This is a genomic window from Nocardia sp. CA-135953, assembly GCF_050955735.1.
Taxonomy (GTDB): Bacteria; Actinomycetota; Actinomycetes; order Mycobacteriales; family Mycobacteriaceae; genus Nocardia.
On sequence record NZ_CP192082.1, the window covers coordinates 2120731 to 2146725 of the forward strand.

Sequence of the window (25995 nt, forward strand, 5' to 3'; positions counted from 1 at the left end):
CGCCCACTTTTGCTATCGGCTTGGTCAGTCCGGCCCGGTGCCCTGCGACGGCGGCGGGATCTTGATCACCCGATCGTCGAACGGCCCGTGATTATCGTCATTGTTGACGGTGGTCGCCCAGATGGTGCCGTCCGCACCGGCCGCCGCACCGCCGAGCCTGCCGTATTTGTCCTGCACGGTGAATGTCGGCGCCGCGGTGATCGCGTGGGTGTTCGCATCCGGATTCGCGATCGCCAGCGCCTTCGCCCCCGACATCGCGATCGCCACCACATCGGGTCCGGCCGCGCAGCCACCAACGCCGGGCCGATCCGGCCAAGTCCACGCGGTGGTGATCGATCCGTCCCGGCCCAGGCGCTGCAGACGATCCTCGGTCGGGGTGCGATCGGTGATCCAGACGCTGTCCTTACCGTCGTCGCACAGGTCGCCCGCCGTGCCCAGGCCCGATGCCACGACCTCCGCATTGGCTCCCGGCGACGGCGATTTGATCCGCAACACCTTGCCTGCCAGCGACGACGGCGCACTTGCCAGACCGGGATTGCCCGCATCGCCGGTCAGCACCAACAGTTCGGTCGGCGAAATGAACTCCAGCGCCCCGTGATTGCCGACCGACCCCTTCGGAATTCCGGTGAGGATGGTCTTCGGCGGCCCGTTCTCCGCGATGCGCACCACCCGGTTGTCGGATGCGGTGGTGATGTAGGCGTATATGAGTCCGTCCTCGCGGTAGGTCGGCGAGAGGGCGATATCGGAGATGCCGCCGTCCCCGGAGCCGTCCACATCGACCTGGCCGACCAGAATCGGCGGCGACTGCGGATCGCTCGGATCCACCGCGACGGTCTTGTATATGCGTCCGGTGCGTCGCTCGGTGACCAGCGCATCCTCGCCGAGCGAGATGATGCCCGCGGTGGAATCCAGGCAGGTTGTGATCACATTCGGATCCGGATCGATGCACGGGCCGGTCGGGCGCGGGCGCTGCGAGGGGCTCGGCTGCGGCGATTTGGGTTCGGCGGGGTTGAAGGTCGGTTCGGGTGTGAACGGGCTGGAGGCGGAATCGTCGAATCGGGCGCAGCCGACCAGCAGGACGGAGCCGAGCGCCAGGCTCAGGGCGATACGCCCCGCGACAACCAAACTCATGGTTCAGACGTTACGGAAACCGCGGCCGATATGCCGCTCCGGGTCGATAAACGGACACGCCGTCGCACCGAGACCGCCCACGCGGGCGCAAGGCCGCATAGGGTATCGACCGTGACCGAAGAGCCCAAAGACACATCTGTGCCCAAAACCGAGGGCGCGGCAACGCCCACGGATGAGCAGTCGGCGGTGTCGTCCACCGGTCGTGGCGTGACCAGTCCCTACGATTCACCCACCGGCGTGCTGCCCAGACTGTCCTCCGATACCGCCCCGAGCGGCCCCGAACTGACCAAGGATGTGCCGCGCACCGAGGAGGAGCTCGGGCTCGATCCGGAGATCCCCTCTGTCGGTGAACAGACCAGGGCGAACGAAGCCGCGTCCTATTCCTACGCCAGCATCCCGCCCGCCTCGAACGCATCCGGCGGCGAGCCGAGCCGCCCGCTGCGCCGCCGCAATGGCGACGCCCGCCGCGGCACCCTCGACCTCGGCCTGTTCGTGCTGCGCCTCGTCGTCGGCGGCACCTTCATCTACCACGGCCTGCAGAAGCTCACCACCTGGTTCAACGGCCAGGGGCTGGACAACACCCGCGACATGATGGCCTCGGGCGGCTGGGACCACGCGACCCTCTCGACCATCCTGGTCATCGCCGGTGAAGTCGGCGGCGGCGGACTGCTCGTCCTCGGTCTGGCCACTCCGCTCGCCGCGGGTGCGGTGCTCGCGGTGATCATCGACGCGTGGCTGTGGAAGCAGGGCATGATCCCCGGCTTCCAGTACAGGTCCTCGGTCAAGAGTGGTGTGGAACTGGAGTCCATCCTCGCGGGCACCGCGGTCGTCCTGCTGCTGACCGGACCCGGCCGCCTGTCCTTCGACCGCAACCGCGGCTGGGCCACCCGCCCCGCCTACGGTTCCTTCGTAGTCCTCATCCTGGCCGTGGCCGCCGCCATCGGCACCTGGTACTGGCTCCACGGCGGCAACCCGCTGACCGGGATCGGCCCGTTCGAGTAAACCTGCCCAATTCCACCGGCGCCCTTCGTCTTCGAGGGGCGCCCTTCGCTTTTGGGCGATGTCTGGTAGGGCACAAGGGATGCCGCGCCTCAGCGCTGATACCGGCCGACGTCATCTATTGGCGTGTAGTGCGTGTGCCGAGCACATGCGTCCGCGATCGCCGACTGTGCCCGTAGTCGGGCCGCTGTTCGACGGCGATGTCGTCGGAACGTAAGCCGTGTTACTCGCAGCGGCACCGGCGCGCCGATTCAAGGTCGACGCAAGTGCGTGTCTCCTGCGGCGAAACGTCGAGCCAGCAGTGGTCGGACGCAATCCTGTTGGCTGGAATGCAAACGGCGTCCCTCACGCAAGCACGAGAGACGCCGTCGGGTATCGGGTGATTACGGCACGCGCCGCACGGCGCCCTTGTCGGCGGACGTCGCGAGTGCGGCGTAGGCGCGCAGCGCGGTGGTCACCGGGCGCACCCGATCGACCGGCTGCCAAGGCCGTTCGGACGCTTCCATTTTCGCGCGACGTTCGGCCAGTACGGCATCGTCGACGACCACCTCGAGGGTGCGGGTGGTGACGTCGATGCGGATCTGGTCGCCGTTCTCGATCAGGCCGATGGCGCCACCACTGGCCGCCTCGGGCGACATGTGGCCGATCGACAGACCGGAGGTGCCACCGGAGAAGCGGCCGTCGGTGATCAGCGCGCACTCCTTGCCGAGACCGGCGCCCTTCAGGAATGCGGTGGGGTGCAGCATTTCCTGCATACCGGGGCCGCCCGCGGGACCCTCGTAGCGGACAACGATCACATCGCCCGGCTTGATCTTCTTGCCGAGGATCGCCGAAACGGCCTCCTCCTGCGACTCCACCACTACGGCCGGTCCCTGGAAGGTGAACAGCTCCTCGTCGATGCCGGCGGTCTTGAGCACCGCACCGTCGGGTGCGATATTGCCGCGCAGCACGACCAGCCCGCCCTCCTTGGTGTAGGCGTGCTCGAGATCGCGGATGCAGCCGCCCGCGGCGTCGGTGTCCAGCGACGACCACCGGTTGCTCGTGGAGAACGGCTCGGTCGTGCGCACCCCGCCCGGTGCGGCGTGGAACAGTGCGACGGCTTCCTCGGATGCCTTGCCGGAGCGGATATCCCAGGTGTCGAGCCATTCGTCGAAGCTCTTGGTGTGCACCGTGGTGACGTCGGTCTCCAGCAGTCCGGCCCGGCGCAGCTCGCCGAGGATGGCCGGAATGCCACCGGCCCGGTGCACATCCTCCATGTGGTAGTCCGAGTTCGGGGAGACCTTGGACAGCGTCGGCACTCGGCGGCTGGTCTCCTCGATGGTCGACAGATCGAAGTCGATCTCACCCTCCTGCGCGGCGGCCAGGGTGTGCAGCACCGTATTGGTGGAACCGCCCATCGCCACATCCAACGCCATCGCATTGCGGAAGGCCTTGGCATTGGCCACGTTCCGCGGCAGCACCGACGCATCGTCTTCGCGGTACCAGCGATTCGCGATATCGACGATCACGGTGCCCGCCCGCTCGAACAGCGCGTGCCGGGCGGCATGGGTGGCCAGCGTGGATCCGTTGCCGGGCAAGGCGAGTCCGAGCGCCTCGGTGAGGCAATTCATCGAATTCGCGGTGAACATGCCCGAGCAGGAGCCGCAGGTCGGACACGCGCTGCGCTCGACCTCGGAGAGGCCTTCCTCGCTGACATTCATATTGGCGCTGGCCGCGATCGCGGTGATCAGATCGGTCGGCGCCTGTGCGACACCGCCGACGACCACGGCCTTACCGGCCTCCATCGGCCCGCCGGAAACGAAAACGGCCGGGATGTTCAGGCGCATAGCGGCATTGAGCATGCCGGGCGTGATCTTGTCGCAGTTGGAGATGCACACCAGCGCGTCGGCGGTGTGTGCGTTGGCCATGTATTCGACCGAATCGGCGATGATTTCACGCGAGGGCAGCGAGTAGAGCATGCCGCCGTGGCCCATCGCGATACCGTCGTCGACCGCGATGGTGTGGAACTCCCGCGGTACACCGCCCGCGGCGCGCACCGCGTCCGCGACGATCTCACCGACATTCTTCAGATGCACGTGGCCCGGTACGAACTGTGTGTAGGAGTTCGCGATGGCGACGATCGGCTTACCGAAGTCGGTGTCGGTCATACCGGTGGCGCGCCAGAGTGCGCGCGCGCCCGCGGCATTGCGGCCGATGGTGGTTGTCCGTGAACGAAGCGGTGGCATGTAAATCCTCGGGAGGTCGCGGGGGCTGATGTGCGACTGCGCGGAGTTCGCTCACTGAGCGAATTCAGCGACCGACCACGTTACTCCTGCGCGCGGCAGGGATTTCGGGGCGGTCGACGGCACTGATCGCCATCGGTGTGTGGTTCGGGATGGTGTCGCCGCGAGGGTGGTCGTCGGCGCGGACGGTGTCATCGGCCGTGTCGGTTCCGGCACCGTCGGTATCCGCTGGTCCGGTGCGTGCGGGCGGGGATTGTCCGTCCGACGCGGTCACCGGATCGCGCATCCGGCAGCGAGCCTACCTGGCGGCGGTGCTGTCCCCGCCGCTGGTGAACCGCTAGTCGTCGGAGTCGCGCGCGTCGGTGTCGGAGTCGCGCGCCGCGATTTCCGTGGTAGATACTTCGACGTCGGTGCCGGCCCCTTCCGCATCGGCTTCGGCCGCTTCCGCGTTGGCCTCGGGCTCGGTCGTTTCCGCATTGGTTTCATCAATCCCGGCCTCGGTCGACTGCGCCTCGTCCTCGCTCTTGCGCGCCTCGTACTCCGCCTCTCGGGCCGCCGCCTCCGCCGCGAACAGATCCGGAATCCGACCGTTCGACGCGCGGATCAGATCACGCAACCGGTCGTAGCTGACCGCGGGCAGCTTCACCTCGGTGTCATCGGTGAGATGGGCACGCACGAACCCGCGCTTGGGAATGCCGACGCCCGCGACCTGTGTCCAGTCGAGGTGCCGCGAACCGAATACCGTGCGCAGATCCAGCCCGTCCTCGGACACCGTGGTGCGCGTGCGTTCGATCCACACCACCACCGCGACCGGGAGCAGTAGCAGCCACCACAGTCCGATCGGCCAGCCGACGAAGGCGAAGAAGACACAGAGCAGCAGTACGAGCACACCGAGGTGGGCCATCTGCGTAATGCGGATGACCTGCGCCGTCTGCGTCGGCTCGGTCGGTTCCGGCGAACTACCCGTCTCCGATCCCGCCGCAGGCGTGTGGGACGATTTAGCCGGTGGCACGGACTGATGCGGTGATGACACACCACCATCCTCGCATCATGGTGAACGGACTCGAGCACCCGCTCGGTCTCACATAATGAGACCTGTTTGACTGATCGACTCGCGCACACATACCGTCATGCGCGTGAATCGAAACGAGTTGCTCGTAATCGGCCGGCGCGTCCAGCGTTGAGCCTGACTACCTGAGTCGAATACGTCAGCTCGCGTTGCGACGCGCCACCCTCGAACAGCCATGCGCTGTCGGGGGCTTTTTTGTGTTCGGGACAAAGTCCTGGCATGTGGCCGCTTCGCAAGGCACCACGTGCAAGCACAGTTGTCCGGGGTCTAGTACGAACAGTTAGGAACGAAGACGGTGAGTGCACCAACCGCACGGCCCGGGCCCTCGGCCCGCAGGCCGGCGCCTTCGGCGAATCAGCAGGCCGCGCCCGCTGGCGGTCCGACCAACGCGGCGAACCGCCGCCAGGTCCCGCCCGAGCGGGTCACCGGCGCGCAGTCCGTCGTCCGCTCCCTCGAGGAGCTCGGCGTCGACACGGTATTCGGCATTCCCGGCGGCGCGATTCTCCCGGTCTACGATCCGCTCTTCGATTCCACCAAGGTCCGTCACGTCCTCGTCCGGCACGAGCAGGGCGCGGGGCACGCCGCCACCGGTTATGCGCAGGCCACCGGCAAGGTCGGCGTCTGCATGGCCACCTCAGGTCCGGGTGCGACCAACCTGGTCACCCCGATCGCCGACGCGCAGATGGATTCGGTTCCGATCGTCGCCATCACCGGCCAGGTCGGGCGCGGCCTGATCGGCACCGACGCATTCCAGGAAGCCGATATCTCCGGCATCACCATGCCGATCACCAAGCACAATTTCCTCATCACCGATGGCATCGATATCCCGCGCATGATCGCGGAGGCCTTCTACCTGGCCTCGTCCGGTCGTCCGGGCGCGGTGCTGGTGGACATTCCGAAGGACGTACTGCAGGCGCAGACCACCTTCAGCTGGCCGCCGGAGATGCGGCTGCCCGGCTACCGTCCGGTGACCAAACCGCACGGTAAGCAGGTGCGCGAGGCCGCGCGGATGATCCTGGAGTCCAAGCAGCCGGTGCTCTACGTCGGCGGCGGCGTGATCAAGGCCGACGCCTCGCCCCAGCTGCTGGAGCTGGCCGAACTGACCGGCATCCCGGTGGTCACCACCCTGATGGCACGCGGTGCCTTCCCGGACAGCCACCAGCTCAACATGGGCATGCCGGGCATGCACGGTACCGTCGGCGCCGTCGCCGCCCTGCAGAAGTCGGATCTGCTGATCACCCTCGGCGCGCGTTTCGACGACCGCGTCACCGGTCAGCTGGACTCCTTCGCGCCCGACGCGAAAATCATCCACGCCGATATCGACCCGGCCGAGATCGGTAAGAACCGGCACGCCGATGTCCCGATCGTCGGCGACTGCCGCGAGGTGATCGTCGAACTGATCGAAACACTGAAGGCCGACCCCGCCGGCGCGCCGAAGCTGGACCTCACCGACTGGTGGCAGTACCTCGACGGCATCCGCAAGAGTTACCCGCTCGGCTGGACGACGCCGAGCGACGGCTCGCTGTCGCCGGAATTCGTCATCGATGCGCTGGGCCGTCTGGCCGGGCCCGACGCCGTCTACTGTGCCGGCGTCGGTCAGCACCAGATGTGGGCCGCGCAGTTCATCAAGTACGAAAAGCCGCGCACCTGGCTGAATTCCGGTGGTCTCGGCACCATGGGCTACGCCGTTCCGGCCGCCATGGGCGCCAAGATGGGCGCGCCGGACAAAGAGGTGTGGGCGGTCGATGGTGACGGCTGCTTCCAGATGACCAACCAGGAGTTGGCCACCTGCGCCGTCGAGGGTGTGCCGATCAAGGTCGCGCTGATCAACAACGGCAACCTCGGCATGGTCCGTCAGTGGCAGACCCTGTTCTACGAGGAGCGCTACTCCAACACCGATCTGGGCACGCACTCCCTGCGCATCCCCGATTTCGTCAAACTCGCCGAAGCCCTCGGCTGCCACGGCATCCGGGTCGAGCGCGAGGAAGACGTGGAGGCCGCGATCCGCGAGGCGCAGTCCATCAACGACCGTCCCGTGGTGATCGACTTCATCGTCGGTAAGGACGCCCAGGTGTGGCCGATGGTCGCTGCGGGCACCAGCAACGACGAGATCATGGCCGCGCGCGGCATCCGCCCACTCTTCGACGAGGACGAGCAGGCCGCCGAGCCCGCCGTCATCCACGAGGCGATGTCGCACGACAAGAGCAAGGGGACCGAACAGTGAGTACGACTCACACCCTCAGCGTGCTGGTGGAGGATAAGCCCGGCGTGCTGGCCCGGGTCGCGGCGCTGTTCTCTCGCCGCGGCTTCAATATCGAATCGCTGGCGGTAGGCGGCACCGAGCTCCCGGAGATCTCGCGCATGACCATCGTCGTCACGGTCGAGGATCTGCCGCTCGAGCAGGTCACCAAGCAGCTCAACAAGCTGGTCAACGTCATCAAGATCGTGGAGCAGGACGCCGACACCTCGGTCGCCCGCGAACTGATCCTGGTGAAGGTGCGTGCGGACGCCAGCGTGCGGACCCAGGTCATCGAGGCGGTTACGCTCTTCCGGGCGAAGGTGATCGACGTCTCGCCGGACGCGCTCACCGTCGAGGCGACCGGAACCCGGTCCAAGCTCGACGCGCTGCTGCGGATGCTCGAGCCGTATGGCATCCGGGAGATCGTGCAGTCCGGTGTGGTGGCCGTAGGCCGCGGACCCAAGTCGATCACCGCGACTCGCTAACTCGCCACGGTGGCCGCGCTGTGTTCTTTGGGCCGGCCCAAAAGCGGGCTGGCCGGCTGAACCGCTTGAAACCAAACAACTTTCGACAAGAAGAACAAGAAGGGAACCTACAGTGGCAGTCGAGATGTTCTACGACGACGACGCCGACCTGTCGATCATCCAGGGCCGCAAGGTCGCTGTCATCGGCTACGGCAGCCAGGGCCACGCGCACTCGCTGAGCCTGCGCGACTCCGGCGTCGAGGTCCGCGTCGGCCTCGCTGAGGGTTCGAAGTCGCGGCCGAAGGCCGAAGAGGCGGGCCTGACCGTCGGCACCCCGGCGGAGGTTTCCGCGTGGGCCGACGTGATCATGGTGCTGGCCCCCGACACCGCCCAGGCGTCGATCTTCACCAACGACATCGAGCCCAACCTGAAGGACGGCGACGCGCTGTTCTTCGGCCACGGCCTCAACATCCACTTCGGCCTGATCAAGCCCCCGGCCAACGTGACCGTCGGCATGGTCGCGCCGAAGGGCCCGGGCCACCTGGTGCGGCGCCAGTTCGTCGACGGCAAGGGCGTTCCCGCCCTGATCGCGGTCGAGCAGGACCCGAAGGGTGAGGGCCAGGCGCTGGCGCTGTCCTACGCCAAGGGCATCGGCGGCACCCGCGCCGGCGTCATCAAGACCACCTTCAAGGAAGAGACCGAGACCGACCTGTTCGGTGAGCAGGCCGTGCTCTGTGGTGGTACCGAAGAGCTGGTCAAGACCGGTTTCGAGGTCATGGTCGAGGCGGGCTACGCGCCGGAGATGGCGTACTTCGAGGTGCTGCACGAGCTCAAGCTCATCGTCGATCTGATGTACGAGGGCGGCATCGCCCGCATGAACTACTCGGTCTCCGACACCGCCGAATTCGGTGGCTACCTGTCGGGTCCGCGGGTCATCGACGCCGACACCAAGAAGCGCATGCAGGACATCCTGCGCGACATCCAGGACGGCACCTTCGTCAAGCGTCTCGTCGCCAATGTCGAGGGCGGCAACAAGGAGCTCGAGGCGCTGCGCAAGGCCAATGCCGAGCACCCGATCGAGGTCACCGGCGCCAAGCTGCGCGGCCTGATGAGCTGGGTCGACCGGCCGATCACCGAAACCGCGTAATACGCGCGAACAGCACAGTGTGGCCCATCCCGATTCGTCGGGGTGGGCCACTGTTATTTCGGCTGGGCGCAATCGAAGATTCGCGAAGCAACACCGAGGTGGACTTCGGTGTTTGCGGCATTCGAGGCTATCGCAGATCGGCGATTCTGGTCGGGATTCACCGAAAACCGATCTTCCTGGAGATAACGTCTCTATCCGATTCTAGTTGCCATGGGTACTCCCAAAATCGCAGGAAGGATCAGAAATCGTGCGCAGCCGAATAATTGGATTGGCCGCAGCTTTGACGGGAACCCTCATTGTTCTCGGAGGCGGGACGGTCACTGCTCCACATGCATGGACGCAACCGGCCGGGGAGCAGCCGGTCGCCGAGTCCGATTTCTACCTTCCGCCGCCATCGCTGCCGGACGTGCGGGGCACCATCGTTCGCGCCGAACCGGCGGTGGTGGCAATGTCGGCGCCCGGGCAGCCGGGAATGGTCCCCGCCGCGGCGACGCGGCTCATGTACGTCAGCAGTGATACCCACGATGCGCGAACGGCGGTTGTCGGCACGTATCTGCAGCCGAGCGTGCCGTGGACCGGTCCGGGCGAGCGGCCACTGGTCGCGTACGCGGGTGGTACCAAGGGACAGGGCGATCAATGCGCGCCCTCGATGCTGATGACGCAGATCGTCCAGGCCCAGCCGCCATTGGACATAATCTTCGAATACGATCTGGTGGCAATCCGGTCGCTGCTCAATCGTGGTATGGCCGTAGTGGTGACCGACTATCACGGCCTCGGCACGCCCGATGTGCACGACTATCTGAACCGGAAAGCGCAGGCCTACGCGGTACTGGACTCCGCGCGCGCCGCGCTGCAATTGCCCGGCTCCGGTCTCAACCCCGGCACGCCGGTCATTCTCTACGGTTATTCGCAGGGCGGTATGGCCTCCGCGGGTGCGGCCGAACTGCAATCGAGCTATGCCCCCGATCTGAATGTGCGCGGCGCCTACGTCGGTGGGCCGGTGGTGGACGATGAATACTTCATCGGATACAACGACGGTCGCGCCGATTTCGCACCGGCAATCGCCTGGATACTCAACGGAATTGCCGCCGACTACCCGGAAACTCGCCCGGAGTTGGACGCCGAACTCAACGACCTCGGCAAGGCGATCCTGCAGGAATCCCTGGGCAAATGCGCAGTCCCGGTCGGACTTGCCCAGGAGCATCAGAACACGTCCGAGTGGACCACCAGCGGAGAACCTCTCACCGCCGTTATCGATCGGTCCCCGGCGTTGCGGTCGGCATTCGCCGAGCAGCGTATCGGCACCCGCGCACCGGCCGTTCCGATACTCGCCGCCTCGGCCCTCAACGACCAGGGAGCACCATTTGTGCCGGTGCGCGACGTGGCCGCCGGTTGGTGTGGTGGCGGAGTGCCCGTTCAGTTGGAATCGAACGCCGAAATCCCCCCCGCATCCGGACTCGTGGGCACTCACGTGATCGCCTTCTTCCCGTCGCTGTTCGCCTCGCAGCAATGGTTGACCGATCGGCTCGCGGGTATGCCCGCTCCATCCAATTGCGCGGCGCTGCCGTAGCGCGGTGATTTTCGGTGCGTAATGCCCGGCGGCGGGTCGGCTCCTGGCCGAAACCCGCCGCCGGCATGCGAATCGAGTACCGCGTTCGATCTGCCGGCCGCGGCGACGATGCACTCCTCAGCTCAGGAAATTCGTTAGGTCAGAAGGTGGTTTTCGACAGATTGCTGGCAGTCGGCGCGGGCACAGCTATTCTGGAGCGACAGTATTACCGCAACGGATTTCGGCGGCCCCACCCCCTGTCAGTGTTGTTCTGTTGGAGGCTCGAGGCACCTATGTCGATCTTCGAGAAAACGGAAAGACGTGACCCCAAACGGTATCTGTGGATACTGGGGTTGATCGCTCCGACTTGCTCAGTACTTCCTTCGCAACTCGTGGTCCATACCGGCCTGGAGATATTCTGGTGGATCGGCCCGATCATCGTGCTCGTGGTGATCCCGCTGCTGGACTGGGCGATAGGGACTGACGGGAGCAATCCGCGCGACGAGGATTACGAGTCCTTGTCCAACGATCGCTTCTACCGGTGGTGCACTTACCTTTTCCTGCCGCTCCAGTTCATCGGCCTGCTCATCGCGGGATATCTCTGGGCGAGACCGGCGCTGAGCATATCCGACAAGCTGGGTTTGGCCGTGACGCTCGGGTTCGTGTCGGGCATCGGAATCAACGCCGCCCACGAACTCGGCCATCGAGTCGAGCACCTCGAACGCTGGCTGGCGAAAATCGCACTGGCGCAATCGGGATACGGGCACTTCTTCGTCGAGCACAACCGCGGCCATCACGTGCGCGTCGCGACGCCGGAAGATCCGGCCAGTGCCCGATTCGGCGAATCACTGTGGGAGTTCCTGCCGCGCACTATGCTCGGCGGCTTCCGCTCGGCTCTGGTTTTGGAGCGTGAACGCCTTTCCCGCAAGGGAAAGCGCTGGTTCTGCTCGGACAATAATCTGTTGCAGGCCTGGTCGATGAGTGTCGCGCTATTCGGCACGCTGATCGTGCTGTTCGGGCCCGTGGTGATCCCGTTTCTGGCGCTGCAGGCGCTGATCGGCGCCGGGCTGCTCGAGACGGTGAACTACGTCGAGCACTACGGACTGCTTCGCCCGCGCGGTCGCAATGGCAACTACGCGCGCTGCTCCCCGCGTGACAGCTGGAACAGTGACCGTCTGGTCACGAACATATTCCTGTTCCACCTACAACGCCACAGCGACCACCACGCGAATCCGGGCCGCCGCTACCAGACCCTGCGCAGCTCCGAGGAGGCGCCGCAGCTACCTGCTGGCTACGCGAGCATGATCCTGTTGGCCGCCGTCCCGCCGATCTGGCGCGCGGTGATGGACCACCGTGTCCTTGCCCACTACGGCGGTGATCTCGACCTCATCAACACCAAACCTCGGACCAAGCGTCGCCGCATCTCCGCTCGCTTGCGCCGGACACCTGCGCTGACCGCCGGATCGGTGGAGCCGGCTACTCGCCCGTAGCGGCGCGGTTGCCTATCGTCTTCGGGGACATCGGAGTCGGAACCATTGTCTGCCGAACAGATCGCGAGTCGTGAGCATCTCATCCACCACACTTGTCCCCACTTCCGTACCGAGCCCGCCATCGGCCGGTCGACGTGCCGAGGCGATCCACCGCTTTCTGGTAAAACCGGCCGACGCGGGCATCGCCGGTTCGGTCGACGGCGGCAAGCTACTCGAATGGATCGACAAGGTCGCCTATGCGGCGGCGGCTCAGTGGAGCGGTTGCTACTGCGTTACCGCCTACGTCGGCAATATTCACCTGGACCGTCCGATCGCGGTCGGTGAATTGGTCGAACTGCATGCGAATCTCGTGCACACCGGGCGCACCAGCATGCATATTCTCGTCAGCGTCTATTCGACCGATCCCACGCGACGCAAGCCGGTGCAGACGGCGCAGTGCCTGACGATCTTCGTCGCGATCGACGACAACCGGCGGACCGTCGAAGTGCCGCAATGGAATCCGACGTCGATTCTGGAACTCGAGCGGCATCGGCAAGCGCGAGCGCGGGTTTCGGTTCGCAAGCGGATCGAGGAGGCGATGGCCGCGCAGCAGTACACAGCGGCGGGTACGGCGCCGACGTCGATTTTGCGATTCCTGGCCGCGCCTTCGGATATCAATTGGGGTGGCAAGGTGCACGGCGGTCGCACCATGCAGTGGATCGATGAGGCCGCGTATATCTGCGGTGCCGACTGGGTTGGGCAGCATGTGATTACGTCGTATTTCGGCGGCATCCGGTTCTACCGCCCGATTGTCATCGGGCATATCGTCGAGGTGAGTGCGCGGCTGATTTACACCGGGCCGCGGAGTATGCACGTCAGCGTGCACGTGACGTCGACGGATACGCATTCCGATGAACCGGCGCTCGCCGCGCACGGTCTCGCGGTTGTTGTCGCGGTCGATGAGAACGGCAAGGCACGGCCGGTGCGCCAATGGGTTCCGGTTTCCGCGGAGGACGAGGCGCTCGATGCGCATGCGCGGCATCTCATCGAATTGCGTGCCGAGGTGGAGCGGTTCACGCAGGCGAGTGATGTGCCCGCCGACGCCGAGCCCAACCATTTCCGGGTGCCCATGCCGTGACGCGTTGTGGGGGCCGGTGTCCGGCTTCGCGTTGTTGGTCCAGCCTGGGTGAGGCCGGATCGTCCAGGTGACAGTGTTCCGGGCCATCTGAGGCCGGACCATCGGGACTCGGGCTAGTGCCTGGTCCAATTAGCTTCTGCGTCCCCCTCTAGTCTCGGAGTTGGCATCATCCCGGCGAGCACAGTCGAATTGTGGTGTCGTACAGGCCTGGCGATTCGGCAACAGGCTAGCTTCTGTGCGATACACGCTGCGTATGCGCCACCATCGCGGCTTGATTTGCTGTGGCTGAGCGTTTGGTTGTCCGAGCTGGATGCGCAGCTCGCGGCACGAGCTCCCGTTGGACTGCGGGATGTGACTGAATCGCGGTTGGTGCCCGATCCATGACAACGGCCCGGCACCTGTCGTGCCGGGCCGTCTCTCTCGATCAGCTGCTGCCGAATGTTCCGCGGGGGAACAGGTGGCGGGGGAGTCGCCACGGGTCGTTCCAGCGACCCGGGAGATCGCAGTCGTCCCAACGGCCGGGGCTGTGGTCCCAGTCGTCGAAGAAGCCGGGGCGGTCGCAATCCCAATCGTTGGTGTGTGGGTGTCGCACCTCGGTCACGCCGGGTTCGCTGGTGGCCGGGTCGGCAGAGGCGGGTATGGCCAGTGCGGTCAGCGGGACTGCGGCGAGGGCGCCGGCCATGGCCACCCGGGTCAATCGGCGAGGAGTCGTTCTCGAGAACACCGTGGATCCTTTCTATCTGCGCGTCCGCGGGGACGCCGTCGTTGCTCGCCGGATGCAGGGGATGCCCGGTGACGCAACGATTTGCACGTCCACACTCGGCCGCGACCGGTCGAATGGCAATGGTGCGAACACGATTTCAGGGAGATTCATCCTTTGGTATGACGAGCCCCCCAGGCGGTGGGTGTCGGCCTCAGGGATCGAGCGGAAATCCGCCCTGCCGTGCAAGCAATGTCCTCGCGGGCCAAACATGCCTATTGGCTCAATCCGGAGCCAGCCCGTTCCTGGTCCACCGGCGACTCCGCCGCCCACATCTACGCCAACCACATCACCATGCATGAATGTCGCAACGTCAAGCAGGTTGGCGGAGGTAATCGGTCGACTCCTCCCCGCGCGATGCGGGTCGTCGCCCAGACCCGGAATCGGCTCCGTGGCCGATCTGATTGGTGTAGTCGGCCTGCATCCGGATCTGGGGCACTCGCTCGGCGGTGGCGATCAGCGTCGATGGCCGATCATTACCGTGAGTTGTATACGACTGCAGCACAGCTCGATACACCCGTCAACTGTGAAGAGTCGACCGGTCGGCACTGGTGATGCCGGGCCACGTCCTCGCCGACTGACGACTGTGTAAGGGAGCGCTCGAGGAGTTCCGTGTCGCTGTGCCCCGCTCGTGTGCAGCCAGACCGACTGCGCTGACGGTTGCCGGTCGATTGCCGCGAGATCCTTCACCGTTCGCCTGCGCGCGCAGGTATCAGCCAAAGATCGGCATAACCGTATCGACAACGGATTCGATTGTGGGCAGTCCCGCGATCACATCGGGCGAACTCAGATGACGTTGCAGCGCCCGCTGATGTGCAGCACCGACCAGCAGTAAAGCGGCAGCTCGCAGATCTACCGATTCAGACACGCGCCGGTCGGCGTGCGGCATCGACAGATGTGCGACCACGGCGTCGACCGCGCGATGCGGCCCGATATCCAATTCCCGACTGCGCACCGCATACTTCGCGCGCAACTCCACATCCGACTGCACCGCAGCCATCACCGGAATGGCATCCAGGAAGAACTCCTCCAACGCCTCGACAAGGGCCACCAGCCCCGCCCGCAACCCAGGCTCCTCCTCGACCTCCCCGAGCACATCCTTCACCGGCCGCAAATGCCGCTGAATCACCGCCTGCAACAACCCCATTCGATCCCCGAAGTGATAAAAGATGCTCGACTCGGCCACCCCCGCCCGCTTCGCAACCTCCTTCGTGGACAACCGAGCCACCCCCGCCTCCAGCAAAATCTCCTGCGCCGCAACCACAACCGACTCTCGCACCCCCGTCGGAGGCCGCCCTCGCTGCCCGCGCGTCGCCCGCGCATCATCCGCAGCTTTCGCCACCGCAACCTCCTCTTCACACCGATCAGCCCTTGCAGTATGCCTCACTCGGGCGTATTTTCTGAGTATCTACTCAGTAATTATCGGATCACCGGAGCCATCCCTATGACCAGCACCAAAACTCCCACCACCCAATCCCGCATCCAACGCATCGGCGACGCCATCGTCCGCTTCATCCTCCGCTCCCCACTACACTCCCTACTCAGCAAACGACTCCTCATCATCACCGTCTCCGGCCGCAAAACCGGCCGCGAATACGTCAACCCAGTCGGCTACGCCGAATACGAAGGCCACCTCCTCATCGGCACCGCCGCCACCTGGCGCCACAACCTGATTCCGGGCGTCCCTGTCCGAATCCTCCTGCGCGGCAACCACATCCAAGCCGCCCACGAAGTCATAACCGACGAACCCCGAGCCGCCGCCCTCTACCGCGAAATCCTCACCCAAAACCCAACCCACGCCCGCTTCGCCAAAATCCACCTGAACACCGACGGCACCGTAAACCTCCCTACCCTCCGCGCAGCCCTCTCCCGAGGCACCGCCATAGTCCGCCTCCGCCCGCTGTGACCAAGGGCAGGGCGGCACCATTTCGGGAAAGCCTAGGGATTTGATCGTGAGAGCTGCGTCGCTGGCTGAGGTCAGCCAGCGTTCTTGTATTCGCCGTAGCTGCTTCGGAGCGCCACGTGTCAATCGGCTGTTTCGGGTGATAGAGGGAAAGGTGGTGCACGCAACACCGTTCGTACAGTGGCGAGGCGAGGCGGCTCGACGATCAGAAAGCGGTACGAACGAACGGGGTAGCGCGAAGCGCGCTCAATCCATTGACAAGGGCTACATCATCTCTCAGGAGCTACACACGCCCACCTGGCCGAGTTGCTCAGTCTCCCGATTCCAGAAGCACTACATCTCGGTGCAGGTTGTTCGTAGTGGCGACACAGACGTTCTGATCGGAGCCGGTAGGTGGCGGCGGGGCAGCCCGGCGAGCCGAACTCGGTAGCACCAGATCTTCCCGATTACGCATGAGGGAGGAGCGTGCCACCGCTTTCGGTTATGTGCCGATTCTGCAGCGGGCCTGCTCGTCAGCAGCGCTTGGTCGAACAGATGGGGATCAAATGCGGCGGAAGCTGAAGCGTTCGGTCAGCAGTTCTTCTGGTCGCGCTCCCTTGCTGCCTTCAGCACATCGATGATCGACTTACCCACAGCGCACGCTACTGGTGGCGGGAATGCATTGCCCACCTGCCGGTACTGGGCGGTCTTTCCACCTGAGAAATCCCACTCGAGCGGGAATCCTTGGATGATGGCGGCCTGTCGCACGGTAAGCATCGGCCCGCCGGGGCCGAAAAGGTCTCGGTCTTCGGTCTGCTTTTCTGCGCAGGTCGCGATGTCGTTTGCAACACCCATGCCCGAGATCCCAAGCTGCTTCCACGCTGTCTTCGCTCGGCTAGGCCCGAGATCGGCGCCGCCATGCTTCTTGGATCCGCCGACGAGCGTAGGCGCAATACCTCCACCCTTGCCTTTGAGTTCAGCATCGCGATCGTGTGCTGTCTTGCGCCACTGTTCGAAAGCCGTATGGGCTCGCTCCGAGTGAACTCCCTTGAAGTAGGGTTCGAACCGCTCACGCATGGACGGTTCGAGGCTTTTTAGGACGCTGACCGGATCATCATGTGTAGCTGTGGGCCATTCGTACTTGAGGTCTGTGATGACGTCGTTGCGAAACGCGATGAGGATGGCACGGGGCCGAAGTTGTGGTACCCCGAAGTTGCTGGCCTCCAAGATTTCCCATCCGCAGACGTTGTAATCGAGTCCTTTCAACTGCGCTCCGATCCATTCGCGATAGTCGGAGAATTTCGGGTCCTTGATCCCGCGGACGTTTTCGATCATCACTGCGCGCGGCTTGAGGATCTCGACCAGTTTCAGCATTCGGGGGAAGAGGTCGCGGTCGTCGTCCTTACCCAACTGCTTGCCCGCATGCGAGAACGGCGGGCACGGCACCCCGCCGGCCAGGAGATCTAGCTGACGCTGCTGTAGGAGCTCAGCGCTCTTCTTCAGGAAGTTGTCATTGTAGGGATCAAATTCCTTGATATCGGCCTCGAGGATGTCGCAGTGCTCCTTCTCCCAAGCCCACAACTCGTGGTCATCGATGTTGAGCTCAAGGGTCTTGACCGCATGTTGGTCGATCTCGACCAGCGCCAGATGATTGAAGCCTGCCTGGTGCAGGCCGACGGCCTGCCCGCCTGCGCCAGCGCAGATTTCGATCGACGTGAACTCGGGCTCCCCAGGCGCCGCAGTGGCGCGTTTGGATACGCTGCTGTGGGTCATTGCCCTTGCCGCGTCGTCGCAAGTCAGCAAATCCGTCATCGCAGCCCGCCCGAGGATCTGTGTGTCGGCGTAACTATCTGTGACGCGGAGCTCGGTCACGCTGATGCCTTTCGATCCGGGGACCACCGTCGAGCAGTGCTGTCTGCGGGAGTATCTTTCCGTAAGACACCCGCCTGCCTCGAACTGGGACAGATGTGACTGAGGGACGATCGGAAGAAGCCCGGAGGAAGGCCCACGCACGGGGCCTCTACCCCGCCCCTCTCAACGAGGGGCGTTCTCGGAACATGCAAGCCAACCGCCGCTCCGGCACCAAGCCGGAGATTGCCTTGCGAAGCGCGCTGCATCGGCTGGGGTATCGGTATCGCAAGGACCTCAGGCTCGACCTCGGATTGATGAAGGTCCGGCCCGACATCGTCTTCACGGCTCGTAAGGTCGCGGTGTTTGTGGACGGCTGCTTCTGGCATGTTTGCCCCGAGCACGGCCGCCAGCCGACGACCAACGAATGGTATTGGACGCCAAAGCTTCGCCGGAACGTTGAACGCGACCGCGCTGCGGATGTTGCTCTGGCGGAAGCGGGTTGGCAGGTGATCCGCCTGTGGGAGCACGAGACTCTGGAGAATGCTGTGACCGCAGTCACCAGCGTCTTGAGGGACGGATCCGAACATGTGAGCGATCATATGGGATCGATGGGAAGTTGATCGAGAGACGCTCCGAACGAGCTAAATTTGCCGGTTGTGGGAGAATCCTTTAGAACGGAGTTGCTGGGCTGGAAGCCGAGCAAGAAAAACAAGCTGGGCTGGAATTGGGTTCCGAACTCTGCTGACATCGACAACGCAACGAGCTTACGGTTGGCAGCGCATGTCCTCGAGCGGCTAGGTGACCCGAACCCAAACATGGCCAACGTAGAACCTGTTGTGCCGCCGGCAAACCCGGGCGGGCTACTCGAGGTGCAAGTGCTTGCGAACTTGTCCACCCAAATGCCGGCGATGGACCCACGTCGGGACTGGGAGTTTGCTCGCGGGCAGAGCATCGTCAGGTACGCCCAATACCAGCATCTGGCTGGTGTGGACGCAGCGATCGCACAAGATCCGAATCTCCGGGTGACGCTCGGTACTGACTACCTGATCAAGCCTGATGTGCTTGTTGGATTACGCGGAACACCAACCAGGACAGAGCATGTGTGGCTGCATGCCGCGATCGCGTGCAAGTGGACGATCCGATCGGACCGAGTTCAGAACATTCGCCACGAGAACAGCAACATGATCAGACATAGGCGCGGACGCTTGCCTCATCTGGTGACTGTGACAGCCGAACCACTTCCGACTCGGCTTGCTGCAATCGCACGTGGAACGGGTGAGGTCGATGCGACGTATCACATCGCCTACGACGAACTGGCCGATGCTGTTGCTGCACACGGTAGTTCGGAACAACAGTCTGCGTGGGAGGAAGTAACCAAGCAGGGGCGGCTACTCGACTTTCGGAACTTGGCCAGGTCATTGGTTGACTGGTGATTCCGCTTCTGCGCGATCCCTGCGGGCGGGTTTGCCGTACGCATCTGCTTACACGCGTCGGTGACAGTCAGTGGATGCCGGCCCAATCCGCGCTAGAGGTGATAACCATACCTACCTCCTAAGTCGGCCCAAACACCACTGGGAGCGCAGACTCGGGCGATGATGCCCGATGCTCAAATTCTTTGCGCCGACATATGTCTGATCCTTTACCTTCATAGCAGACGGCGACCGCGACGGACTCGCGGCGAGATCGGGATCGTCGAACGATCTGCTTCTCGTGGTGATGCTAGATGCAATGAATCAGCGGCGCGCTCAATGACGAGGGCAGCTTGCCCGGGCTGTGGTGCCGGTCCCCCTCCTGATAGGGGACCGGCACCACAGCCGCCGTGACAGCGGGAGTACTTTCAGTCGGCTTGGTCTTCAGGCCTCGCCGAATGCTATCGAGTATTTCCCAGGGAATGACCTCATCCTCGGCGTCCGCGCGCGCACCCACACGCTGCTGATCGACATGGCGCCACCGCGCCCGCTGGCGGCATGTAACAGGTGGTTCGCCCCGGCCGAAAAGTACAGCATCGCCGCAGATCTGTGGCGTCGATTGCAATGGGGGACAGCATCGTTACCGGCTGACCCAGCTCTATCTGTGACTGTGCATACCGAATGTCGAGGGGTGAACGCTGTGACGTCTCCGATCCTGATCAAGGGCCAGAATCTGCCATTGCCGGAGGATGTCGTCCGGGTCGATGTCGTGATCGGGTGGGTGGAGTCGGAGATTGAGGTCGATGCATCCGCCCTACTGCTAGGCGCGGGCGGAAAGGTCGGCTCCGACAGTGATTTCGTCTTCTACAACCAGCCGGAATCGTCGGACGGTTCAGTGCGATTCCTGGGTACAAGCGCAACCGAGGAGGGTGCGCAGGCCAGGATCGCGATCGAATTATCGGCTGTTCCGGACAATGTTCACACAGTGGCGCTTGCCGGTAGCGTCGGCAGTGGAACATTTGGGGACCTCGGCAAACTTGCGCTCCGCGTCGTTGATGCAGCGGGCAAAATCTTGGCTGAGTACGTCACTGCTGATGCCACTTCCGAGTCGGCGTTCGTGTTCGGCGAGGTGTACCGCCGGGGCAGCGAGTGGAAGGTGCGGGCGGTAGGGCAAGGCTGGGATTCTGGATTAGCGGGCCTGGCAACGGATTTCGGCGTCGACATCGATGAAGATGAGGATCCCGATCCGTCCATTACCCCGCTGGGTGCGGAACCGGCGAGCGAGCTGGAGCCGGTTGTCGCTCAGGGTGTCGGTTCCGTCGACATCGCGGCGCCGATCCACGAGCGAGCACCACAGAACGAGCCGAGTACCACCGTACGGACTCGCGGCGTGCGAACCGCCAAGCGGGTGGCGAAGAAGGCCAAGCCGATAGAGTTCAAGCTCGCTGAGGGCGACAACTGGCAACCGGCTCGATTGTTCTCAGTGTTCGGAGTCGGTGCCGGCGAGGAGCAGGAGAAGCGCGCTACCGCGGCGCTGATCGCCACGATGCAGGTCGTGCGTCCATTCGCTCGAGCCTTGTGCGCGAGGATAGGTGCTCCGGTAGGCGCTTTCGAGGGATATGTCGAAGTTCAATACGAGCGGGGCGAATCGAAGGTCATCCCGGACGCGGTGCTGAAGGTAGTTCGGGGAAGTCGGATTTGGACTGGTCTGCTCGAGGTCAAGACCGGTAACGGCAAGCTCAGGCGCGATCAACTCGAGAGCTACCTCGATGTGGCGCGTCGGAAGAAGTACGACGCGGTGGTCAGCCTGTCGAACGATGTGCCGGCCAGCGCGGGTGAACTTCCGGTAGAGGTCGACCGCCGCAAGCTGACGAAGGTCGCCCTGCGCCACTTGTCGTGGGCGGAAGTGGCACACGAGGCGCGAATGTTGCTCTCGCACGGTGGTGTCGAGGACGACTTACAGGTGTGGTTATTGAGTGAGTTCCTGCGATACCTCGACCATCCTCGGTCGGGTGCCGTCGAGTTCGTCGACATGGGGCGCCACTGGGTTGCTGTTCGCGACGCGGTCACGGCGGGTACATTGCGTGCGAGCGACCAGAAGGCGTTGATGGTCGCCGATTCGTGGGTGTCCCTGTCACGCCATCTGGCGCTGCGGCTGACCTCTGAACTCGGTGTGACAGTCAAGCACGTCCTGTCCCGGCGACACCTCACCGACCGGATCGCTCGAAGCGCAGCCGTTACAGCGCGGCTGGCCGCGGACGGAACATTCGAGGCTGTGCTGCGGATTCCTGACACTGCAGGGGATCTGGTCGTGATCGCGGATATTCGAACCAACAAGGTTCGCTGTTGTACGACACTCGCCGCGCCGAACGAAGGCACATCTGGTCGCCGGGTGTCGTGGTTGCTCAAGCAACTTGTGGACGCACCAGGCGATGTTCAGGTCGAAGCGGTGTTCTCGGAGCGAGGCAATGAAGCGTGTGAGCACCTCGAAAAGGTGCGCGCGGATGCCAAAGTGCTTACGGGTGGACGCGTCGGCACTATCGTGTCCTTCTCACTCGAGCAGACCTTCCCGATGGGCAACCGGCGATCCGGGACGGCGGCGAGCTTCATCACCAGCGTCACCTCGGCGACCGACTCGTTCTACGGGGCGGTGATCCAACCGCTGCGTGGATGGGTACCGGCGGCGCCGAAGCAGCCGGATCTCTCCCCGCCGGAAGCTGCGGTGGCAGCCGATATGTGACCGTGCGGGCGACATCAACATCGCTGCGACGACCCCCTGACATCGACGTTGTCTTCAGCGGCCCGGCTGGAACCGACTTCTCGAACGAGGTCTGGACCTAACGGCTCCTGATGTCGCCCACTCTCACGGGTGCGCGGCGGCAAGCGTGATACCGAGAGACCGCGCCAGTTGTTGGCGTGTTTGTGCAGCCATGCGGCAAGGACGAGAGCCGCTACTCCCTAGCAGGAGGAAGAAAACGCCGGAAGTCATTAGGCGGGTGGAGATTTGGGAGAGGCGGGTGGAGCGGGAGCGAGTGGTGAAGTAGGCGTCGGTGGGGAGGTTGTCGCCCGATGAAGCAGGATTTGGCGGCACGCGCGGCGGCGGTGGTGTCTGACTGTCGTTCGGCATTTCAGCGAGGGCAGGATCTACCGAGCCGGTTGACTTCAATAGGGTTCGGGCGTCGAAGTGGCGGTTGGCGCGCTGGGCTCGGGCGCACTTGCGGGGAGGTTCTTGCGGGGGGGCCTTGTCATTCTCGCCGTGGGTATTTCGGTGGTCTATGGCAGCGCTGTGAGCGAGGTCGCCCCCGAGCGACTCGCCGGATCAAGATCAGGTGGCACTAGTGGCGGGGGGCTTCTCGGGCGATGCCGCCATGGATTCCCGTGATCGTCGGTCCAGTTGGCTGTGACCTGGTGCGGCTGGTAGCGGGGCGGGTCGGTCAGCGGCGGATTTCGGCCACGGCGACTGGCCGGTTCTCGTGTCGCGAAAGTTCGCATGCCTCAGCGATGTAGAACGCTTCGAGTGCGTCGGCGGGTGTGCAGGGGTTGGCGAATTCACCAGATGCCACGGAGAGGAATGCCGTGAGCTCGTCAGTGTACGCCCGACGAAAGCGTTCCATGAAGCCGGGGTAGGCGGGGTATAGCGAAGGGGCATAGTCGGGTTCGACGGAAGTCAACGGTGACCGGTCGTCCAGGCCGACGACGGCATTGCCGCGGGAGCCGAGGGCTTCTAGACGGACGTCGTAGCCTGCGCCGTTGTAGCGGCTGAGGGAGACGGTTGCGAGGCTGTTGTCGTCGAGGCGCAGCAGCACCGCTGCGGTGTCTACGTCTCCGGCATCGGCGAAGAATTGTTCACCTCGGTTGGCGCCGGTGGCATAGACCTCGACCACTTCGCGGCCGGTAACCCATCGGATTATGTCGAAATCGTGCACCCCGCAGTCGCGGAACAAACCTCCGGAACGCGGAATGTATTCGGCCGGTGGGGGCGACGGGTCCAGCGTGGTCGCGCGCAAGGTGTGCAGCCAGCCGAGGGAACCGGAGGCGATGGCATCACGGGCGGCGCGGTAGCCGGCGTCGAAGCGGCGTTGGAAGCCGATTTGGACTGGGACGGTGGAGTTTTCGAGGTGGGTGATGACGTCGAGGGTGCCTCGGATATCGGCGGCTACCGGCTTTTCGCAGAAGACGGGGATGTCCGCGTCGACGGCGCGGGTGATGAGTTCGGGGTGGGAGTCGGTCGCGGTCGCGATCACAAGGCCGTCAAGGGGAGCGGCGAATAGGGCATCGATATCGGAGACGGCTTGAACGCCGAACTTTCCCGCAGCGGCGTAGGCACGCTCGGCGTCGGCATCCGCGACGATGACGGTGTCGACACCGGGCAGGTGTTTCAGCGTTTCGGCGTGGGAGGTGCCGATACGGCCGACACCGGCCAGCCCTATCGTGAGTGCAGATGTCATCGGCTCTCCTTCGGGTGAAATAGCGTTCAGTTGCGTGGTGCCGCGGTCGTCGCGCGCACAACCAGGGCGGGTTCCAGTCGGCGGCGCACCGGTTCGGTGCGACCGTCGCGCAGCCGTTCGATGAGCGCTTCGATTGCCAAGCGGCCCATCTGAGTTCGCGGCTGATCGATGGTGGTCAAGGAAAGATGTCGCAGCGCGGCCAGCGAGGTGTTGTCGTAGCCGACGACCGAAACATCGCGCGGCACCGAAAGTTCGGCCTCCTCCAGTGCGGACATCGCACCGACGGCGTTGAAGTCGTTGCCGCACACCAGTGCGGTGGGAAAGTTGTCGCGGGAGAACAGGTTCAGCAGCTTCTGGACTGCGGCGATACCCCCGGAGTCCGTGTGCTCGCTGGCAATGATCATGGGCTCCAGCCCATTTCGTGCCATTGCGGCGCGGTATCCGCGACGGCGCGAGGCCGAGGTGAAGGCCCCGCCACCGTCGAGATGCACGATCCGGCGGTGGCCGAGCGAGACCAGATGATTTACGGCGAGTGCGACGCCGAGCTCGCCGTCGTCATTGACGGTATCGACGTCGGCAATGGTCGAGCTGCGCGAAATGAGCACGATCGGGCACTTCTCGGCGGCGTCACGGATGGCCGCCACCGGCAGCACGGGTGAGAGCAGGATGATGCCGCCGGGGCGGAATGACAGCAGGCTCGCCAGCGCGGTGCGTTCACGGGCGGCGCTGCGGCGGCCGGTATTGAGGATCAACTCCACGCCGGCGTCCTGCGCGGCTGCGTCCATACCCTCCACCACATCGGCGAAGAACGCATTGCGCAGGTCGGAGACCATGACCCCGATGATGTTGGAGGTCCGGCTGGCCAGCGACCGAGCCATGATGTGCGGCTGATAGCCGAGATCCTCCGCGGCCGCGAGCACCGCGCGGCGACGATGTTCGCTGACCTTGGGGGAGTTGCGCATGACGAGGGAGACCAACGCGCGGGACACCCCGGCGCGGGCGGCGACGTCCTCCATGGTCGGTCGAGCCATCTCGCCTCCGTTCCGCATCCCACCGGGCGCCTGCAGTGTCGGACGTTACAAGGTCGGCCAGGCCTGATCAATAGAGCGCTCTAATCCGACATTTTTCCCACTGCGAGCGCCGGGTATTTCCGCTGGAAGTGCCAGTTTGTGCTGGTAGTACCGATAAAACAGCGATCGGTACAGTACTTGACACCGTATGACCACCGTTACATAGTTGGAGCGCTCCAATAGCGCATACGTCGATCGACACCAAAGGTCGGAGACCCCGGATGACCCAACCTCGCTATCCGCTGCGCATCGCCGCCGCGCCGATCTCCTGGGGAGTCTGCGAAGTCCCCGGCTGGGGTCATGTGCTCGACGCGCGAACCGTCCTCACCGAGATGGCCGCGCTCGGCATCGCCGCGACGGAACTGGGCCCACCCGGCTACCTACCGCGCAATCCAGCCGAATTGCGCTCGCTGCTAGATGATTTCGACATCACCTCGGTCGGCGGCTTCCTGGCCCTCCCGCTGCACCGCGACCCGGAGCGGGCAATGGAGACCGCCCGCGAGAACGCCGCGCTGTTCGCCGCGACGGGTGCGGAGGTGATCGTCCTCGCGGCCGCGACCGGCCTCGACGGATACGACACGCGCCCTGCACTCTCCGACGAAGAGTGGCGGACGCTGATCGAAACCGCCGCCGCCGTCCGGGATGTCGCCGCCGAATTCGGACTGCGCACCACCCTGCATCCCCACATCGGCACCTACGTCGAGAGTGAAGCCGAAGTCGACAGGTTCCTCGCCGATTCCGATCTCGACCTCTGCCTGGATACCGGCCACCTGCTCATCGGCGGGACCGATCCGGTGCGCCTCGCGCAGCGCTGTCCGGAACGCATCGGACATATCCATCTCAAGGACGTGCGCAAAGCCGTCGCCGACCGAGTGCGCAGCGGCGCAATGGAATACAGCGATGCCGTCCGCCGCGGCATCTACGTTCCGCTCGGCGAGGGCGATATCGATATCGAGGCCCTGGTGCGCAGCGTGCACGCCGCAGGCTACCGCGGGTGGTATGTCATCGAACAGGACACGGCATTGCGCCCCGACGATTCGGCAGAACAGCCGAGCCGCGACGCCGCCCGCAGTCTGATCCACCTTGCGGGCATAGCCGCTGCGCTGGGCTCACCCCGTTCCCCCTGGGTCCGAATCTAGACGGGAAGT

Annotated in this window: 21 protein-coding genes; 12 read left to right on the forward strand and 9 right to left on the reverse strand. The window is 64.5% G+C overall.

The window, feature by feature from the left end:
• Window positions 1–24: 24 nt before the first annotated feature.
• Entirely contained in the window at window positions 25–1131 is a 1107-nt protein-coding gene (locus ACQPXH_RS09765) for a PQQ-dependent sugar dehydrogenase (RefSeq protein WP_433601998.1), read from the reverse strand.
• 111 nt (window positions 1132–1242) lie between these two features.
• On the opposite strand from ACQPXH_RS09765, the gene ACQPXH_RS09770 reads away from it, so the two are divergent.
• Complete coding sequence (locus ACQPXH_RS09770) at window positions 1243–2133, forward strand: DoxX family protein (protein WP_433601999.1); 891 nt, start codon at window positions 1243–1245, stop codon at window positions 2131–2133.
• Window positions 2134–2513: 380 nt separating this feature from the next.
• Here ACQPXH_RS09770 and ilvD read toward each other — a convergent pair whose 3' ends face one another.
• The 3 genes from ilvD to ACQPXH_RS09785 form a co-directional block, all read right to left on the reverse strand.
• Complete coding sequence (ilvD, locus tag ACQPXH_RS09775) at window positions 2514–4355, reverse strand: dihydroxy-acid dehydratase (protein WP_433602000.1); 1842 nt, start codon at window positions 4353–4355, stop codon at window positions 2514–2516.
• A gap of 64 nt (window positions 4356–4419) precedes the next feature.
• On the reverse strand, window positions 4420–4638 hold the full coding sequence (locus ACQPXH_RS09780) for a hypothetical protein (protein WP_433602001.1): 219 nt from the start codon (window positions 4636–4638) through the stop codon (window positions 4420–4422).
• 51 nt (window positions 4639–4689) lie between these two features.
• Window positions 4690–5385: a PH domain-containing protein gene (locus tag ACQPXH_RS09785; RefSeq protein WP_433602002.1), complete on the reverse strand. Its 696-nt coding sequence runs from the start codon at window positions 5383–5385 to the stop codon at window positions 4690–4692.
• A gap of 331 nt (window positions 5386–5716) precedes the next feature.
• Between ACQPXH_RS09785 and ACQPXH_RS09790 the strand changes: the two genes are divergently transcribed.
• The 6 genes from ACQPXH_RS09790 to ACQPXH_RS09815 all read left to right on the forward strand — a co-directional run bounded on the left by ACQPXH_RS09790 (window position 5717) and on the right by ACQPXH_RS09815 (window position 13427).
• Complete coding sequence (locus ACQPXH_RS09790; RefSeq protein WP_433602003.1) at window positions 5717–7645, forward strand: acetolactate synthase large subunit; 1929 nt, start codon at window positions 5717–5719, stop codon at window positions 7643–7645.
• Window positions 7642–8145 carry an acetolactate synthase small subunit gene (gene ilvN, locus ACQPXH_RS09795; protein WP_433602004.1) on the forward strand — a complete coding sequence of 168 codons (504 nt, stop codon included), beginning with the start codon at window positions 7642–7644 and terminating at the stop codon, window positions 8143–8145. Before ACQPXH_RS09790 ends, ilvN begins: the two co-directional genes overlap by 4 nt.
• 124 nt (window positions 8146–8269) lie before the next feature.
• On the forward strand, window positions 8270–9271 hold the full coding sequence (gene ilvC / locus ACQPXH_RS09800; protein ID WP_433603393.1) for a ketol-acid reductoisomerase: 1002 nt from the start codon (window positions 8270–8272) through the stop codon (window positions 9269–9271).
• A gap of 247 nt (window positions 9272–9518) precedes the next feature.
• Window positions 9519–10841, forward strand: coding sequence for a lipase family protein (locus tag ACQPXH_RS09805; protein WP_433602005.1), 1323 nt, complete (start codon window positions 9519–9521; stop codon window positions 10839–10841).
• Between the two features lie 272 nt (window positions 10842–11113).
• Window positions 11114–12310, forward strand: coding sequence for an alkane 1-monooxygenase (locus ACQPXH_RS09810; protein WP_433603394.1), 1197 nt, complete (start codon window positions 11114–11116; stop codon window positions 12308–12310).
• Window positions 12311–12455: 145 nt separating this feature from the next.
• On the forward strand, window positions 12456–13427 hold the full coding sequence (locus ACQPXH_RS09815) for an acyl-CoA thioesterase (RefSeq protein ID WP_373864767.1): 972 nt from the start codon (window positions 12456–12458) through the stop codon (window positions 13425–13427).
• A gap of 424 nt (window positions 13428–13851) precedes the next feature.
• Here the strand turns inward: ACQPXH_RS09815 and ACQPXH_RS09820 are convergent, their stop codons facing one another.
• Together ACQPXH_RS09820 and ACQPXH_RS09825 are read right to left on the reverse strand one after the other, a co-directional pair.
• On the reverse strand, window positions 13852–14151 hold the full coding sequence (locus ACQPXH_RS09820; RefSeq protein WP_433602006.1) for a hypothetical protein: 300 nt from the start codon (window positions 14149–14151) through the stop codon (window positions 13852–13854).
• A gap of 748 nt (window positions 14152–14899) precedes the next feature.
• On the reverse strand, window positions 14900–15451 hold the full coding sequence (locus ACQPXH_RS09825; protein WP_433602007.1) for a TetR/AcrR family transcriptional regulator: 552 nt from the start codon (window positions 15449–15451) through the stop codon (window positions 14900–14902).
• Between the two features lie 180 nt (window positions 15452–15631).
• Between ACQPXH_RS09825 and ACQPXH_RS09830 the strand changes: the two genes are divergently transcribed.
• Entirely contained in the window at window positions 15632–16093 is a 462-nt protein-coding gene (locus tag ACQPXH_RS09830; protein WP_433602008.1) for a nitroreductase/quinone reductase family protein, read from the forward strand.
• 567 nt (window positions 16094–16660) lie between these two features.
• Here ACQPXH_RS09830 and ACQPXH_RS09835 read toward each other — a convergent pair.
• Window positions 16661–17941, reverse strand: coding sequence for a DNA cytosine methyltransferase (locus ACQPXH_RS09835; RefSeq protein WP_433602009.1), 1281 nt, complete (start codon window positions 17939–17941; stop codon window positions 16661–16663).
• A 185-nt stretch (window positions 17942–18126) separates the two neighbouring features.
• Between ACQPXH_RS09835 and ACQPXH_RS09840 the strand changes: the two genes are divergently transcribed.
• The 3 genes from ACQPXH_RS09840 to ACQPXH_RS09850 all read left to right on the forward strand — a co-directional run bounded on the left by ACQPXH_RS09840 (window position 18127) and on the right by ACQPXH_RS09850 (window position 22069).
• On the forward strand, window positions 18127–18540 hold the full coding sequence (locus ACQPXH_RS09840) for a very short patch repair endonuclease (protein ID WP_433602010.1): 414 nt from the start codon (window positions 18127–18129) through the stop codon (window positions 18538–18540).
• A 36-nt stretch (window positions 18541–18576) separates the two neighbouring features.
• Complete coding sequence (locus ACQPXH_RS09845) at window positions 18577–19353, forward strand: NgoMIV family type II restriction endonuclease (RefSeq protein WP_433603395.1); 777 nt, start codon at window positions 18577–18579, stop codon at window positions 19351–19353.
• Between the two features lie 676 nt (window positions 19354–20029).
• Window positions 20030–22069 carry a TerD family protein gene (locus ACQPXH_RS09850; RefSeq protein WP_433602011.1) on the forward strand — a complete coding sequence of 680 codons (2040 nt, stop codon included), beginning with the start codon at window positions 20030–20032 and terminating at the stop codon, window positions 22067–22069.
• A gap of 694 nt (window positions 22070–22763) precedes the next feature.
• Here the strand turns inward: ACQPXH_RS09850 and ACQPXH_RS09855 are convergent.
• Window positions 22764–23777: a Gfo/Idh/MocA family protein gene (locus ACQPXH_RS09855; protein ID WP_433602012.1), complete on the reverse strand. Its 1014-nt coding sequence runs from the start codon at window positions 23775–23777 to the stop codon at window positions 22764–22766.
• A gap of 26 nt (window positions 23778–23803) precedes the next feature.
• Window positions 23804–24808 carry a LacI family DNA-binding transcriptional regulator gene (locus ACQPXH_RS09860; RefSeq protein ID WP_433602013.1) on the reverse strand — a complete coding sequence of 335 codons (1005 nt, stop codon included), beginning with the start codon at window positions 24806–24808 and terminating at the stop codon, window positions 23804–23806.
• A 260-nt stretch (window positions 24809–25068) separates the two neighbouring features.
• Here ACQPXH_RS09860 and ACQPXH_RS09865 point away from each other — a divergent pair, with 260 nt between their 5' ends.
• Window positions 25069–25986, forward strand: coding sequence for a TIM barrel protein (locus ACQPXH_RS09865; RefSeq protein ID WP_433602014.1), 918 nt, complete (start codon window positions 25069–25071; stop codon window positions 25984–25986).
• The last annotated feature ends 9 nt before the right edge of the window (window positions 25987–25995 follow it).